Source organism: Eggerthella guodeyinii (genome assembly GCF_009834925.2).
GTDB classification, from domain to species: Bacteria; Actinomycetota; Coriobacteriia; order Coriobacteriales; family Eggerthellaceae; genus Eggerthella; species Eggerthella guodeyinii.
Genome location: NZ_CP063310.1, coordinates 2,254,381 through 2,269,368, shown reverse-complemented (window position 1 = coordinate 2,269,368; position 14,988 = coordinate 2,254,381). Strand labels below are relative to the sequence as shown.

Sequence of the window (14,988 nt, the reverse complement as noted above, 5' to 3'; positions counted from 1 at the left end):
GGAAAGACGGATACGATCTGTAGGAGGTAGGTACCATGGCAGAGTTGCAAGTGGGGGACCGCGTTCTTCTTCTCGACGAGGACGGGTTCTTGGAGGACGCCACCCAGTGGGACGAGGAAGTTGCCGAGAAGCTGGCCGAAACCGAGGAGGTGGAGCTCACGCCCGAGCATTGGGCCGTCATCAACTACCTGCGCGGCTACTACGCCGAGTTCGGCGTGGCGCCGATGGTGCGCAAGATGCTGAAGGACACGGGCAAATCGAACGCCGAGATCTACGAGCTGTTCCCGAGCGGCCCGGGCAAGGGAGCATGCAAGATCGCCGGCCTGCTCAAGCCGACCGGTTGCGTGTAGGCCCGCCTAGCGCCGCGCGCATGCAGGAGAACCGAACAGAGCAGGATGCCGGGGCATCGCCGCATGCGATGCCCCGGCTCATGATCGCCGCGCCCCATGGCCGCAGCGGGAAGACCGTGCTGACCCTGGGGCTGCTGCGCGCCTTGAGCGATCGCGGCCTCGCCGTGCAGCCGTTCAAGAAGGGCCCCGACTTCATCGACGCCGGGTGGCACGGCGCCGCGGCGCGCCGGGACGCGCGCAACCTCGACTGCTTCTTCATGGACGATCCCACCCTGCGCGCCGTGCTGACCACGGCGGGGCGCGGGGCGGACCTGTGCGTGGTCGAGGGCGCCATGGGGCTGTTCGACGGCCTGGACGTGGAGGGCAGCAGCTCTTCGGCCGAGGTGGCGAAGCGCTTGGGGCTGCCCGTCGTGCTCGTGGTGGACGTGACGCGCATGACGCGGACGACGGCCGCCGTGGTGCAGGGCCTCGCGGGGTTCGACGACGGGCTGACCGTGGCCGGCGTCCTGCTCAACCGGGTGCAGGGCGCCCGGCAGGAGAAGCTCGTGCGGGCGGCGGTGGAGCGGTATTGCGGCATCCCCGTCGTGGGCGCGCTGCCGAAGGACGCGCGGATGGACATCCCCGATCGGCACCTCGGGTTGACGTCGAGCGCCGAGGCCCGCGACAAGGACGCGTTCCTCGACGACATCGCCGCGGTGGTCAGGCAGCACGTCGACCTCGACGCATTGCTGCGCATCGCGGCCGCGGCGCCTCCCGTGCCGGACGAAGGGCCGCCTCGGCGCCCGGCCGCCCTCGCCGGCGGGGCCCGCGTGAAGATAGCGGTCGTCCGCGACCGCGCGTTCTCGTTCTACTATCCCGAGAACCTGCAGGCGCTCGAGGACGCGGGCGCCCAGCTCGTGTTCGCCGACAGCCTGGAGGACGCCTCCCTGCCCGAGGACGCGTGCGGGCTGTACGTGGGCGGCGGGTTCCCCGAGGTGTTCGCCGAGCAGCTGCACGGAAACGCCGCGTTCCGGGCGAGCGTGCGACGCTTCGCCGAGCGGGGCCTTCCCGTGTGCGCCGAGTGCGGCGGCCTCATGTACCTCGCGCGCCGGCTCACGTGCGCGCAGGGAACCTACGACATGGCCGGCGTGCTCGACCTCGACGTGGCGATGGAGGAGAAACGGCAGGGGCACGGCTACGCGGTGGCGGTGGCGGGCGAGGACCATCCGTGGCTGCCCGCCGGCACCGTGCTCACGGGGCACGAGCACCATCATTCGCGCGTGGCGCGCTGCGGCTCGCCGGTGCGCTTCGCCTACGAGAACGTGCGCGGCCGCGGCATCGCCGGACGATGCGACGGCGCGGTCCGCGACAACGTGGTCGCCAGCTACCTGCACGTGAACGCGCTCGCGTCGCCTTCCTGGGCCGCGGGCTTCGTGGGGGCCGCCCGGGCGAAGCGCGACGCACCCGACGACGCCCCATCGTGAGGCGCGGGCGCGCCGTCGGGTGCGCCCGCGGGGAGCCGAGGGGCTCCCGCGCCTCCTACCGTGCGCCCAGCACCCGCGTGTCTCCCTCGCGGCGGGTGATGCCCTGGGCGTCGAAGTACTCGAGCAGAGGAATGGCGTACTTCCTGCTCGTGCCCATCGCGTCCTTGAGCTCGGCCGCGGTGGCGGGGCCGGCGGACAGGCGGGCGCGCACGGCCTGCTCGAAGGCGGCCAGCGCGGCCGCGTCGAAGTAGAAGTCCGCGCCGACGCGCCGCACGAGCCCCTGCTTCTCGAGGCCGCCCAGCACGCGGTGGACGAGCGAGGCGTCCAGGCCGCTCGCCGCGACGAGCTCGCCCACGGCGGGCGGCGCGCCGGCCGCGGCGGCCAGCGTCTCGCGCAGCCGCGCGGCCGCCTGCTCCTCCAGCTTGCGCGCGCCGGCGCCGGCCTTCGGGTGGCTCACCTCGCCGCCGTCCGCCACCGCCATGCCGCGCGCGACGGCGTCGTCCAGCAGCGCGTCGAAGCAGCTCGCGTCCAGGCGCGGCAGGCAGCGCCGGCGCAGAGCGTCCTTCGCGATGCCGGCGGCCGACGGGCTCTCGGCGTGGAATTTCAGCAGCGCGTTCTCGATGGCGGCGCGCTGCTTCTGCAGCACGGAGGCCGTCGCGTAGCGCACCGCGCGCCCGCTGCCGCCTCCGAGGCGCACCGCGGCGTTGCCCGCGGCCAGCGCCTCGAGCTCGCGCGCGGCCGCGTCCTCCTCGAGCCCCGACAGCGCGGCCAGCTCGGCGGCCGTGACGGGCGCGGTTGCCAGCGCGAACACGGCGCGCGCCACGGCGGCCTCGTCGCCGCCGCGCAGCGCGTCGAGCAGCGCCGTCGCGCCGGGCGCGAGCGTGGTGGTGCGGCGCGGGCGCGCGCGCAGCACCTCGCCGCCGCCGACGACGTGCACGGGGGAGTACGAGCGCACGACGAAGCGGTCGCGCCAGGCCACGGGCAGCGGCTCGTCGAGGCGGATCTGCGCGTAGGCGCGCTCGCCCGCGGCGAGCGATTCCCGACCGCCCATGAGCAGCACGCGGCCCGTGACCTCGCGCGTGCCGTGCGCCACGTGCACGCGCGCGCCGCTGGCGAGCGGCTTGCCCTTGCCGGGGACGCCCAGGTAGGCCAGCGACGCGTCGAAGCGGTCGGTGGCGCTCGCGGCGCCCGGCGCGGCGAGGAAGTCGCCGGGGCGCACCTCGTCGACGGACACCGCGTTCAGGTTGAGGGCCACGCGGTGCCCGGCCTCGGCGCGCTCGACGGGCGCGCCGTGCACCTGCACGCTGCGCACGCGCGTGCGCAGGCCTGAGGGGAGCACCTCCACCTCGTCGCCCACCTGCGCCGTCCCGCTCCACAGGGTGCCCGTGACCACGGTGCCGGCGCCCTTGATGCTGAACACGCGGTCGACGGGCAGGCGCAGGCGCGTGCCGGCCTTCGCGCGGCGCGTCGTGCGCGCGGCGCGCGAGAGCGCCGCCTGCAGCTCGGGCAGGCCGGCGCCCGTGCGGCTGGACACGGGCACGATCTCGGCTTCGGCGTAGGGGGTGCCGGACAGGCGCCCCCGCACCTCCTCAACCATGAACAGCGCCCATTCCTCGTCCACGAGGTCGGTCTTCGTGAGCGCCACCACGCAGGTGCGGATGCCCAGCAGCTCGAGCACGGCGAGGTGCTCCACCGTCTGCGGCATGACGCCGTCGTCGGCGGCGATGCACAAAAGCGCTAGGTCGATGCCCGTCGACCCCGCGATCATCTGGCGCACGAACCGCTCGTGGCCCGGCACGTCCACCACGCCGAGCTTCGTGCCGTCCGGCAGGTCGAGGCGGGCGAAGCCCAGCTCGATGGTGATGCCGCGCTGCTTCTCCTCGGCCAGGCGGTCGGGGTCGGTGCCGGTCAGCGCCAGCACGAGCGACGACTTGCCGTGGTCGATGTGGCCGGCCGTGCCCAGCACGAGGTCGGTCTGCTTCGCCTCGCTCATGCCCGGCCCCTCTCGGCCTCGGCGTCGAGCGCGTCGAAGTAGGCGCGCACCGCCTCGGCTGCCTCGGCCAGCTCGTCCTCGGCCACGGTGCGCGCGTCCAGCAGCACGGCGTCGTGCTTGATGCGGCCCACCACGGGCACGTCGCGCCGCGCGATGAGGAACGTCTCGCACCCCTGCGCGTCCCCGCGCACAAACTCGATGCGCACCGCGTGCGAGTCGATGTCGCACAGCGGCAGCGCGCCGCCGCCCGCCCGCGCGGTCTCCGGCACGACGCCGACGCGCGCCGCGCCCGCGGGAAGCGCCGCCTCGACGGCCGCGGCCAGCCGCTCGGCGCGCTCGCGCACGGTCTCGCCCGACTCGGACAGCATGCGCAGCGTGGGGATGCGCACGAGCGCCGCGGCGGGGTCGAGGTACAGGCGCAGCGTGGCCTCGAGCGCGGCCAGCGTCATCTTGTCGAGGCGCATGGCGCGGGCGTAGGGGTTCTTCTTCAGGCGGTCGATGAACCGCTTCGCGCCCACGATGATGCCCGCCTGCGGCCCGCCCAGCAGCTTGTCGCCCGAGAACGACACGAGGTCGCAGCCCGCCTGCAGCGACTCGGCCACGGTGGGCTCGGCGAACGCCCCGAACGCCTCGAGGTTCAGAAACGCGCCCGACCCCTGGTCCTCGTACACGAGCAGCTCGCCCGCGCCCGGCTCGCCGGCCGCGGCGCGGCGCGCGTTCTCGGCGTCGGCCAGCGCGCGCAGGTCGCCTGCGGCCACGCCCTCGGTGAAGCCCACCACGCGGTAGTTGGAGGGGTGCACCTTGAGCACCATCGAGGTGTCGGCGCCGATGGCGCGCTCGTAGTCCGCCGCGTGCGTCTTGTTCGTGGTGCCCACCTCCACCATGCGGGCCTGCGACAGCTCCATGATGTCGGGGATGCGGAACGACCCGCCGATCTCCACGAGCTCGCCGCGCGACACCACGGCCTCGTGGCCGCGCGCGAACTCGTGGAGCACCATCATGACGGCCGCCGCGTTGTTGTTCACGGCCAGCGCCGCCTCGGCGCCGGTGAGGGTGCACACGAGGTGCTCGACGTGGTCGTGGCGGCTGCCGCGCGCCATCGCGTCGGTGTCGTACTCCAGCGTGGAGTAGCCGCGCGCCACGTCCTCCACGGCGCGGACGGCCTCGTCGGCCAGCGGGCTGCGCCCGAGGTTCGTGTGCACGACGATGCCGGTGGCGTTGACGACGCGGCGCAGCGAGGGCCGCGCCTTGGCCAGCGCGCGGGCGCGCACGGCGTCGGCCAGCGCGCGCTCGTCGATTCGGGCGCAGGCACCGGCGAGCACCGCCTGGCGCAGCTCGTCGACGGCCTCGCGCACGCAGTCGGCGAGCACGTTGCGGGGAACGAGCGACAGAAGCGCGCTCACCTCGGGCAGCTGGAGCATTTCCTCCACCTGCGGGAGCGCGCGGAGCAGGTCGGTGCGTGACGGATTCGCCATAAGAGCGCCTTTCTCGAACACGGGTGCGGGAGCGCGCGAGCCGAAGGGCGGCGCGCCCCAAAGTATACTACAGCGGCAGCATGCGCTTGAGCACGGCCTTGTCGAAGCTCAGCACGCGGTAGCCGCGCAGCACGTTGCGCGCGATGAGCATGCAGTCGGTGAAGTCGAGCGGCGTGGTGCCGAAGTAGCGGCACGCCAGCCGGATGACGTCCTCCTCGTTCACGCAGATGTCGTCGAGCAGCATGGTGAGCGCCTCGCCGATCATCGTGCGGGGCACGTTGTACACGTCGCGCAGCGTGACGGCCACGCGCGCGATGATCTCGGGATAGGTGTAGGCGCGCCCCGTGGCGATGACGGAGGCGGCCTCCTCGGCCTGCTTCTTGTTGTCGTTCAGCACGTAGCGCAGGATGACGGTTTCGTCGATGATGGTGAACATGCGGTCCCCTTACCTTTATATGTCGGTGTCCGCGCCGATGCGCAGCGAGGCGATCCAGGCGTCCCGCTCGCGCTCGCGTTTCGTGGGGCTTGCGAAGATGTTGAGGATGCCGAACGCCTTCCCCTGGCCTTTTTTCCGATGGCTGATGGGCGTGAAGGGCATCTGCTGCTCCAAAACGCTCTGGTTCGCGAATATTCTGATGGCTTCCGACAGGCTCGTCCCCATCGAGGCGTACAGCTCCTCGGCCTGTTTTTTCAACGCGGGGTCGATACGGGCCTGCACCACGCTCTCTTTCGCCATTTTTTGAACCTCCCGCTTTGTAAAAGTTCACAACTTGTACTTCGATTGTAGTACGCAAATCTCAATCGTCAAGGGGATTGCGGCAAGCGCGCGCACGAAAATCACCAGGGTCACTAAGGTGCCGAAATCGGGTGCCGAATCGGGTAGGATCATGAGAAACTATGCATACGAACAGGGGAAAAGCGAATAAACTCAACCGGGGGCGAGCGCGAAGAATCATCCTTGACAGCTCGATTTCGCTTCCCTATGCTCGCGAAGAGTTCTGATTTTGGAGAAAATGTGCAGCGAGGAAACGGGGGAGGGGGGATCGAGCGCTGGCGGCTGCACGGAGTTCCATCCAGACGAGGAGGCGGACGCGGCACTGCGACGACGGCGGGAACCGTCGGCGCCCGTCTTCGAGATGAGACGAGAGAAGAGAACATGGGCAACAAATTCGTCATAGCGGACCCGGGGGTCTGCATAGGTTGCAAAACCTGCATGGCGGCCTGCCTCGCCAAGCACGACGTGTGCGAAGACGTGGCGCAAGCCCGCCTCAACCTGGTGACCACGCTGAGCGTCTCGGCCCCGATCGTATGCCACCACTGCGCGGACGCGCCGTGCGCGGCAGCCTGCCCGACCGGCGCGCTGTTCCTCGACCCCGAGCACGACCGCGTGGGCGTGCGCGCCGAGCGCTGCATCGGCTGCAGCAGCTGCGTCATGGCGTGCCCGTACGGCGCGGTGACGCTGGCTGCGAAGCACGTGACGTCGAGGATAGGCAACCTCGTCGTCGGCGAGAGCGACAAGCCGGTCGTCGTCAAGTGCGACCTGTGCGTCGATCGGGCGCAAGGCCCCGCCTGCGTGCAGGCCTGCCCCACGAAGGGGCTCGTGCTCGTGGACGAGAGCGCGCTCGAAGCGGGCGTCAAGCAGAAGAACATCGAAGCGGCGCGGGCGGCGGAGACGCTGTCGAGCCTGCCGCTCAATCCGGTGCTGGCATAGAGGAGGTTGGAGGTACGCATGGAGAAGCACATGGCCGTATGTCCCTACTGCGGAGCGGGCTGCAAGCTCGACCTGCTGGTGGAGGACGGCAAGGTCGTCGGAGCCGAAGGGCTCGACGGCATCACGAACCAAGGAGAGCTGTGCCTGAAGGGCCTGCACGGCTACGACTTCATCAACGACACGAAGATCCTCACCCCGCGCATCTACCATCCCATGATCCGTCGCGAGAAGGGCGCTCCGCTCGAGCGCGTCACGTGGGACGAGGCGCTCGACTTCACGGCGCGGAAGCTGACGGAGATCAAGGAGAAGTACGGCCCCGACTCCATCATGCTCACGGGCTCGTCCCGCGGGCCGGGCAACGAGGCCAACTACGTCATGCAGAAGTTCACGCGCGCCTGCATCGGGACCAACAACATCGACAACTGCGCCCGAACTTGACACGGCCCCACGGTCATCGGTCTGATGGACACAGTCGGTTCTGGTTGCATGAGCTGCTCGATCCCCGGTATGGAGGACGCGGGCTGCATTTTCCTGTTCGGGTACAACCCGAGCGCCTCGCACCCCATCGTGTCGCGCCGCATCGTGCGCGCCAAGGAGAAGGGTGCCAAGATCATCGTCGCCGACCCGCGCGTCATCGAAACCGCGCGCATCGCCGACATCTACCTGCAGATCAACAACGGGTGCAACGTCGCCTTCCTCAACGCGTTCATGAACGCGATCGTCACCGAGAACCTGCATGACAAGCGCTTCATCGAAGAGCATACGAACGGCTTCGCCGAGTGGTGGGAGACCGTCAAGGACTACACCCCCGAATCCGTAGCCCACATCACGGGCGTCGATCCCGAGGACATGCGCCGCGCGGCGCGCATGTACGCCACCGCCGAGCCCTCGTCCATCGTGGGCTGGGGCATGGGCGTGGCCCAGCAGAAGCAGAACGTGCTGACGGTGCACTCGCTGGCGGCGCTCGCCTGCATCACCGGGCAGATTGGCAAGCCGAACGCGGGCCTGGCGCCCGTGCGCGGCCAGAACAACGTGCAGGGCAGCTGCGACATGGGCATGCTGCCGAACTTCTACCCGGGCTACCAGAAGGTCACCGACCCCGCCGTGCGCGAGAAGTTCGCGAAGGGGTGGGGCGTGCCGCTCGAGCGCCTGTCCGACCACGAGGGCTACAAGCTCACCGACGTGGGCCACAACGTGGACGAGGGCAAGGTGCACGCGTTCTACAACTTCGGCGAGGACCCGCTGCAAACCGAGCCCGACGCCATCGAGCTCAAGCGCCAGCTGGGCGACCTCGACCTCTTCATCTGCCAGGACATCTTCATGACGCAGACCACCATGCTGGCCGACGTCATCTTCCCGGGCACGTCCTGGGGCGAGCACGAGGGCGTGTTCACCGCGTCCGACCGCACGTTCCAGCGCTTCACGGCCGCGGTGCCGCCGAAGGGCGAGTGCAAGCACGACTGGCAGATCTTCTCCGAGCTGTCCAGCCGCATGGGCTATCCCATGCACTACGAGGACACCCAGGAGATATGGGACGAGATGCGCGGGCTGTGCCCGTCGTTCTACGGCGCAACCTACGAGAAGATGGAGGGCACGGGGCACGCCCAGTGGCCCATCCCGACCGTCGAGCATCCCGGCACGCCCGACATGTACCTGGGCGGAAAGTTCACCACGCCCGACAACCGCGCGAACCTCATGGCGCATACGTGGGAGCCTCCCACCGAGCTGCCCGACGAGGAGTACCCGCTCATCCTGTGCACGGTGCGCGAGGTGGGACACTACTCCTGCCGCTCGATGACCGGCAACTGCCGCGCCCTGTCGCTTCTGGCCGAAGAGCCCGGTGAGCTGCACATCCACCCGTCCGACGCGCAGGCGCGCGGCATCCGCGACGGCGAGCTCGTGCGCGCGTTCTCGCGCCGCGGCGAGGCCATGAGCCGCGCGGTGGTGGACGAGCGCATCAACGAGGGCACGGTGTACATGACGTACCAGTGGTGGATCGGCAAGTGCAACAACCTCACGCTCCACGCCGTCGACCCGCGCTCGCACACGCCCGAGGACAAGTTCAGCGCCTGCCAGGTGGTGGCGATCGAGGACCAGGTGTGGGCCGAGCAGCACCTCCAGGAGCTCTACGAGGCGCTGAAGCAGGACCTGTCCGACCTCGCTTCCGTCCAGGATGTCGATCCGGTCGAGGCGGCGCGCCTGCGCGCGGCAGAAGCCGCGGGCGAGCCGGTGCTGGCTTAGTCGTTTTGAGGCCGACGCGGCCCGGGAGCGCGCTTGTCCCGGGCCGCCCCAAGATGAGGAGCGGATGTGAATCGATTTATTGCCATCAACCCCGACGCGTGCATCGGTTGCGGCACGTGCCGGGCGGCGTGTAGCGAGGGGCACCGGGAGGCGGGCCTGCAGGCCGAGCCCCGGTTGTCCCTCGTCATGACGCGCGACGTGTCCGCCGCGGTCACCTGCCACCACTGCGAGGGAGCGCCCTGCCTGCAGGTGTGCCCCGTCAACGCCATCGAGAAGGAGGACGGCGCGGTGCACGTGAGCGAGCAACGCTGCATCGGATGCAAGCTGTGCGCCATCGTGTGCCCGTTCGGGGCCATCCATCCCTCCGGCACGTCCATCGCGGGCGTGGCCGGCGTGAAGGTGAGCACCCCGACGTACCCCGCCAGCTTGGACCCGCTGCTGCGGTGGGAGATCGGCGTGTACACGCGCGCCGTCAAGTGCGATCTGTGCAGCTACGACGAGGCCGGCCCGCGCTGCGTGCCCGCGTGCCCCACCGATGCGCTCGTCTACGTCGAGCCGCGCGACGTCGTCGAGGCCGGCAAGGGCAAGCGCCTCGCGGCGGCCGCCGGCAACGACGCCATGCAGCCCGAGATCGCAGCGATAAGGAGGACGCGATGAGTGCGGTGAACCTGTTAGTGATCTCGCTGGCGCTGTCGTGCGTCGGAGGCGTGGCCGCGCTCGTGCTCAAGCGGGCCGAGAACGTCTCCAAGACGGTCGCCTGCGTGCTCGGCGCCCTCGCGGCGCTGTTCGGCTTCGGCTCGGCGCTCGCGGCCGTGTTCGGCCCGGCCGAGCTGGTCAGCGTGGCGACGCCGTTCTCGTTCGCGTCGTTCACGCTGCTGCTCAACCCGCTTGCGGGCCTGCTGGTGGGCGTGATCTCGCTGCTCGCGTTCGCGGCGTGGATCTACGGCCTCGCGTACATGGACGAGTACCGGGGAAAGGGCATCGGCGTCATGGGGTTCTTCATGAGCTTCTTCATCGCCTCCATGAACCTGGTCATCTGCTCCGACAACGCGTTCTGGTTCCTCGTGTTCTTCGAGCTGATGTCGCTGACCTCGTACTTCCTGGTCATCATCGAGCAGGACGAGAAGTCCATCCGCGGCGGCTTCCTGTACCTGATCATGGCGCACGTGGGCTTCCTGCTCATCATGATCGCCTTCTTCACCATGGCGGGCATCACGGGCTCCTTCGAGTTCAGCTCGTTCAGGGAGACGGCGTTCGCGCCGGCGGTGGCCTCGCTCGTGTTCCTGCTGGCCTTCATCGGCTTCGGCTGCAAGGCGGGCATGGTGCCGTTCCATTCCTGGCTGCCCCAGGCGCACCCGGCGGCGCCCTCGAACGTGTCGGCGCTCATGTCGGGCGGCATGATCAAGATCGGCGTGTTCGGCATCGTGAAGGTAGGCCTCGATCTGCTGGCGGCCTCGGGCTGCGAGCTGTGGTGGGGCGTCGTCGTGCTCGTGTTCGGCGCGGTGTCGTCGGTGCTCGGCGTGGTGTACGCGCTGGCGGAGCACGACATCAAGCGCCTGCTCGCCTATCACTCGGTGGAGAACGTCGGCATCATCCTCTTGGGCGTGGGCGCCGGCTTCATCGGCGTGGCCCTGGGCCAGCCGGTGCTGGCGGCCGTCGGGCTCATGGCCGGCTTCTACCACCTGCTGAACCATGCGGTGTTCAAGGGGCTGCTGTTCTTCGGCGCCGGCTCGGTGCTGTTCAGCACCGGCACGCGCAACATGGAGAAGATGGGCGGCCTCGCCCGCGCCATGCCGGTCACCGCGATGTGCTTCCTCATCGGGTCGCTGGCCATCTCGGCCATCCCGCCGCTCAACGGCTTCGTGTCCGAGTGGTTCACGTACCAGTCGCTGTTCAACGCGGCGTTCGCCGGCGATTCCATCGTGAAGATATTCGCGGCGTTCGGCGCGGTGGCGCTCGCCCTCACCGGCGCGCTGGCCGTCACGTGCTTCGTGAAGGCCTACGGCGTGACGTTCCTGTCGGCGCCGCGCTCCGAGGCGGCCGCCCGGGCGCGCGAGGTGGGCGCTCCCATGAAGGCGGGCATGATCCTGCTGGCCGCCGTCTGCGTGGTCCTCGGCATCGGCGCGCCGTGGGTGGCGCCCGCCATGGAGCATATCGCCTCGGCGACGCTGGCGGCCCCGTCCGCCACCGTGGCGCTGGGCGCGACGCTCGTGAACCCGGAGCTGGGCTCGCTCGTGTCGCCGCCGCTTCTGGCCGTGCTGCTGATCGCGTTCGTCGCGGTTCCCATCGTGCTGCGCGCCGTGCTGGGCAAGGGCGGCCAGGGCGTGCGCAAGGACCCGTGGGCGTGCGGCTACGCCCCCGATGCGCAGATGCCCGTCGTCGCGACGAGCTTCGCCTCCGAGGTGGAGATGTTCCTCGAGCCGCTCTACCGCATCCGCGCCATCGTGTCGCGGCAGAGCGGGAAGTTCGTGGCCCTGTTCCAAGGCACGGTGAGGGGCGCCGAGGTCGCCCAGGACGTGGGCGACAAGTACCTCGTCGACTCGGTGGCCGCGTTCGTCACCTGGCTTTCCCGCAAGGTGCAGAAGGTCGAAGGGGGAGACTTCCGCGTGTACATCGTGTACATCGTGGTGGCGCTCGTCTTCTTCCTCTGCCTGTCCGTCCTGGTGAAGTAGGAGGTGCGCCATGACTGAAATCATCATCGCAATCGTGCAGTCCCTCCTGCTCGTGCTTGCGGCGCCGCTCGTGTCGGGCACCGCGCGCTGGATGCGCGCCAAGATGCACACGCGCCGCGGCCCCTCGGTGCTGCAGGACTACTACGATATCTTCAAGCTGCTGAAGCGGCAGGACCTGCATACGGCGAACTCGAGCTTCGTGTCGCGCCTCATGCCCCCGCTGTTCTTCGGCACGATGCTCGTGCTGGCGTGCGGCATGCCCATGATCACGCGGCTGTGTCCCATCCCGGTGCTCGGCGACATCATCACCATCATCTACCTCATGGCCCTGCCGCGCTTCTTCTTCGCGCTGGCGGCCGTGGACAGCTCCAACGCCTACGCGGGCGTCGGCGGCATCCGCGAGCTGCTCGTGGGCGTGCTCGTGGAGCCGTCCATGATGCTGGCGCTGTTCGTGGCCGCCCTTGCCACGGGCACCACCAACATCGGCGAGATGGGCCTCATGGTGGGCTCGCTTGCCGCCGGCTCGCCCGTGGCCGTCGTGGTGGCCGCCGCGGCCTTCGCCATCGCCTGCTACGTCGAGCTGGGCAAGCTGCCCTACGACATGGCCGAGGCCGAGCAGGAGATCCAAGAGGGCCCGCTGGCCGAGTACTCCGGCCCGTCGCTCGCGCTCGTGAAAATGTCCATGTCCATGAAGCAGGTGCTCGTGGTCAGCTGGTTCGTCGCGGTGTTCCTGCCGTTCGGCAGCGCCGTGGAGCTCACGCTGCCGGCGCTGGCCGTGGGCGCGCTCGTCTACCTCGTGAAGGTGGCGGCCATCTTCTTCGTCTGCTCGTTCGTCGAGAACCTCGTGGCGCGCGTGCGCTACAAGCTCATGGGGCGCCAGACGTGGACGGTCGTGGGCGTGTCGGTGCTGGCGTTCGTGTTCTGCGTCCTGGGCGTATAGGGGAGAGGAGGAACTGAATCATGATTGGAATGGATATGTCCCTTCTCGCCATCGCCGCCATCGTCGTGCCCTTCGCGGCGGCGCTCGCCATCGTGGTGAGCCCGCAGCGCGCCGCCAAGTGGTGGTGCGTGGGCGCGGCCGCCGTGTCGACGGCGCTCACGCTGGCCGTGTGGGCCGCGTTCGCGGGAAGCGGCGAGGAATCCGTCACGGTGACGCTCGCCATGCTGGGAGATGCCGAGGTGATCGGCCTGGTGTTCGACAAGGTGAGCGTGCTGTTGGCTCCCTGCTTCGTGGGCATCGGCCTGCTGATCGGCATCTACTCGATCGGCTACATGAACGCGGGCAACCGCGAGCATGCCGACGCGCCGAGGCGCAGGTTCTACGCGTTCTTCACGGTGTTCATCGGCGCCATGGCCGGCGTCGTGTTCAGCTCGACCGTGGTCGGCCAGCTCATGTTCTTCGAGATCACGGGCGCGTGCTCGTGGGCGCTCATCGGCTACTACGACACGCCCACGGCGCGCAAGTCGGCCATGAAGGCGCTCATCCTCACGCACATCGCCTCCATTGGGCTGTACGTGGCCGCCGGCGCGCTGTTCGTGCAGACCGGCACGTTCGAGGTGTCGGCCATCGCGCAGCTCGACGGCTGGTGGAAGGCGTTCGTGCTGCTGTGCGTGCTGTTCGCGGCCTGGGGCAAGTCGGCCCAGCTGCCGCTGTACATGTGGCTGCCCTCCGCCATGGAGGCCCCCACGCCGGTGTCGGCGTACCTGCACGGCGCGTCCATGGTGAAGGTGGGCGTGGCGGTGTTCGCCCGCGAGCTCATCGGCGCGGGGCAGGTGCCCGAGGTGGTGGGCTGGGTCGTGGTGATCGGCGCCATCGCCACCATGCTGTTCAGCTTCTTCATGTACCTGCCGCAAAAGGACATGAAGCGTCTGCTGGCGTTCTCCACCATCTCGCAGCTGTCCTACATCTTCCTGGGCTTCGGGTTCTACATCTTCGGCAGCGACCTCGCCTTCGAGGGCGGCGTCATGCACATGTTCAACCACGCCTTCGCGAAGACCTTGTTCTTCCTGGTGGCAGGCGCGTTCAGCTACACGCTGGGCACGCGCATGCTGCCCAAGATCAAAGGCGTGCTCAAGAAGCAGCCGCTGCTGGGCGTGGCGTTCGCGTTCGCCGCGCTCGCCATCGCGGGCGTGCCGCCCATGAACGGCTTCTTCAGCAAGTTCGCCATCTTCTCAGGCAGCTTCGCGGTGGCCGAGGGCAACTGGATCCTCATGCTCATCGTGGTGGTGGCGCTGCTCGAGACGGTGGGCTGCTTCGCCTGGTTCCTCAAGTGGATGGGAAGCGTGCTGCCCGGCGAGCCGTCCCCGACGGTCGCCGACGCGGCGCCCCTGCCCAAGCCCATGATCGGCGTGTTCGTCGTACTGATGGTCATGACGGTGTGCTCGAGCTTCATCGCCGCCGCGTGGTTGGGGTGAGGAGATCGAAATGACTGGATATACCTTGGTTAACATACTGGGCGGCCTGCTGATCGTGACTTCGATGCTGGTCGTGCTGTCCAAGACGCCGACGCGCGCGGCCTACGTGTACGCGGCCCAATCGGTCGTGCTCGTGACGCTGTTCGTGGCGCTGGGCAGCGTGACGGGATCGGTGGAGCTGTTCACTTGGGCCGGCACCGCCTTCGTCACGAAGGTGCTCGTCGTGCCCGGCATCATCCTGTACGCGTGCAAGAAGATGGGCGACGCGGGCGCGGGGCTGTCGCCGAAGATCACGCCGGTCAAGAGCATCGCCATCATCGCGGTGGAGGTGTTCCTGTGCTTCGTCGTGGTGCAGGGGATCGACCTGCCGACGGCCGCGGAGGTGAAGCCGGCGCTGGCCATCTCGCTTGCGCACTTCTTCATCGGCCTCACCTGCATCGTCACGCAGCGCAACATCGTGAAGCAGATCTTCGGGTACTGCCTCATGGAGAACGGCTCGCACGTGACGCTGGCGCTGCTGGCGCCCGAGGCCCCCGAGCTCGTGGAGGTGGGCATCGCCACCGACGCGTTCTTCGCGGTGATCATCATGGCCGTGGTGGCCGTGCGCATCTACCGCACCGCGCACACGCTGGATGCCGACGACCTCATGGAATTGAAAGGGTAGGGGT

At 69.1% G+C, this 14,988-nt stretch carries 13 protein-coding genes; 9 read left to right on the top strand and 4 right to left on the bottom strand.

The window, feature by feature from the left end; genetic code table 11:
- Positions 1-35: 35 nt before the first annotated feature.
- Positions 36-350: a TusE/DsrC/DsvC family sulfur relay protein gene (locus GS424_RS09525; protein WP_154332054.1), complete on the top strand. Its 315-nt coding sequence runs from the start codon at positions 36-38 to the stop codon at positions 348-350.
- A gap of 20 nt (positions 351-370) precedes the next feature.
- The gene (locus GS424_RS09520; protein ID WP_218958849.1) at positions 371-1,813 is read left to right on the top strand and encodes a cobyrinic acid a,c-diamide synthase CobB; all 1,443 of its coding nucleotides are present in this window, start codon (positions 371-373) and stop codon (positions 1,811-1,813) included.
- Positions 1,814-1,868: 55 nt separating this feature from the next.
- Here GS424_RS09520 and selB read toward each other — a convergent pair whose 3' ends face one another.
- The 4 genes from selB to GS424_RS09500 form a co-directional block, all read right to left on the bottom strand.
- Positions 1,869-3,806, bottom strand: a complete 1,938-nt coding sequence (selB, locus tag GS424_RS09515) for a selenocysteine-specific translation elongation factor (protein WP_160942420.1) — start codon at positions 3,804-3,806, stop codon at positions 1,869-1,871.
- Entirely contained in the window at positions 3,803-5,281 is a 1,479-nt protein-coding gene (selA, locus tag GS424_RS09510) for an L-seryl-tRNA(Sec) selenium transferase (protein ID WP_160942421.1), read from the bottom strand. The genes selB and selA overlap by 4 nt, the downstream gene beginning before the upstream one ends.
- Before the next feature lie 67 nt (positions 5,282-5,348).
- Positions 5,349-5,717 (bottom strand): type II toxin-antitoxin system VapC family toxin, encoded by a 369-nt coding sequence (locus GS424_RS09505; RefSeq protein WP_160942422.1) that lies wholly within the window; start codon positions 5,715-5,717, stop codon positions 5,349-5,351.
- A gap of 15 nt (positions 5,718-5,732) precedes the next feature.
- On the bottom strand, positions 5,733-6,017 hold the full coding sequence (locus tag GS424_RS09500; protein ID WP_160942423.1) for a type II toxin-antitoxin system RelB/DinJ family antitoxin: 285 nt from the start codon (positions 6,015-6,017) through the stop codon (positions 5,733-5,735).
- A gap of 420 nt (positions 6,018-6,437) precedes the next feature.
- Between GS424_RS09500 and GS424_RS09495 the strand changes: the two genes are divergently transcribed.
- The 7 genes from GS424_RS09495 to hyfE all read left to right on the top strand — a co-directional run bounded on the left by GS424_RS09495 (position 6,438) and on the right by hyfE (position 14,984).
- Complete coding sequence (locus tag GS424_RS09495) at positions 6,438-6,992, top strand: 4Fe-4S dicluster domain-containing protein (RefSeq protein WP_160942424.1); 555 nt, start codon at positions 6,438-6,440, stop codon at positions 6,990-6,992.
- An 18-nt stretch (positions 6,993-7,010) separates the two neighbouring features.
- Positions 7,011-9,233 (top strand): formate dehydrogenase subunit alpha, encoded by a 2,223-nt coding sequence (gene fdhF, locus GS424_RS09490; RefSeq protein WP_160942425.1) that lies wholly within the window; start codon positions 7,011-7,013, stop codon positions 9,231-9,233.
- Positions 9,234-9,299: 66 nt separating this feature from the next.
- Positions 9,300-9,890, top strand: a complete 591-nt coding sequence (locus GS424_RS09485; RefSeq protein ID WP_160942426.1) for a 4Fe-4S dicluster domain-containing protein — start codon at positions 9,300-9,302, stop codon at positions 9,888-9,890.
- Entirely contained in the window at positions 9,887-11,905 is a 2,019-nt protein-coding gene (hyfB, locus tag GS424_RS09480) for a hydrogenase 4 subunit B (RefSeq protein WP_160942427.1), read from the top strand. The genes GS424_RS09485 and hyfB overlap by 4 nt, the downstream gene beginning before the upstream one ends.
- A gap of 10 nt (positions 11,906-11,915) precedes the next feature.
- Complete coding sequence (locus GS424_RS09475) at positions 11,916-12,845, top strand: respiratory chain complex I subunit 1 family protein (RefSeq protein WP_160942428.1); 930 nt, start codon at positions 11,916-11,918, stop codon at positions 12,843-12,845.
- 20 nt (positions 12,846-12,865) lie between these two features.
- A complete protein-coding gene (locus tag GS424_RS09470; protein ID WP_160942429.1) occupies positions 12,866-14,320 on the top strand; it encodes a hydrogenase 4 subunit D in 1,455 nt (484 codons plus the stop codon).
- Between the two features lie 10 nt (positions 14,321-14,330).
- Entirely contained in the window at positions 14,331-14,984 is a 654-nt protein-coding gene (hyfE, locus tag GS424_RS09465; protein ID WP_160942430.1) for a hydrogenase 4 membrane subunit, read from the top strand.
- Positions 14,985-14,988 lie beyond the last annotated feature (4 nt).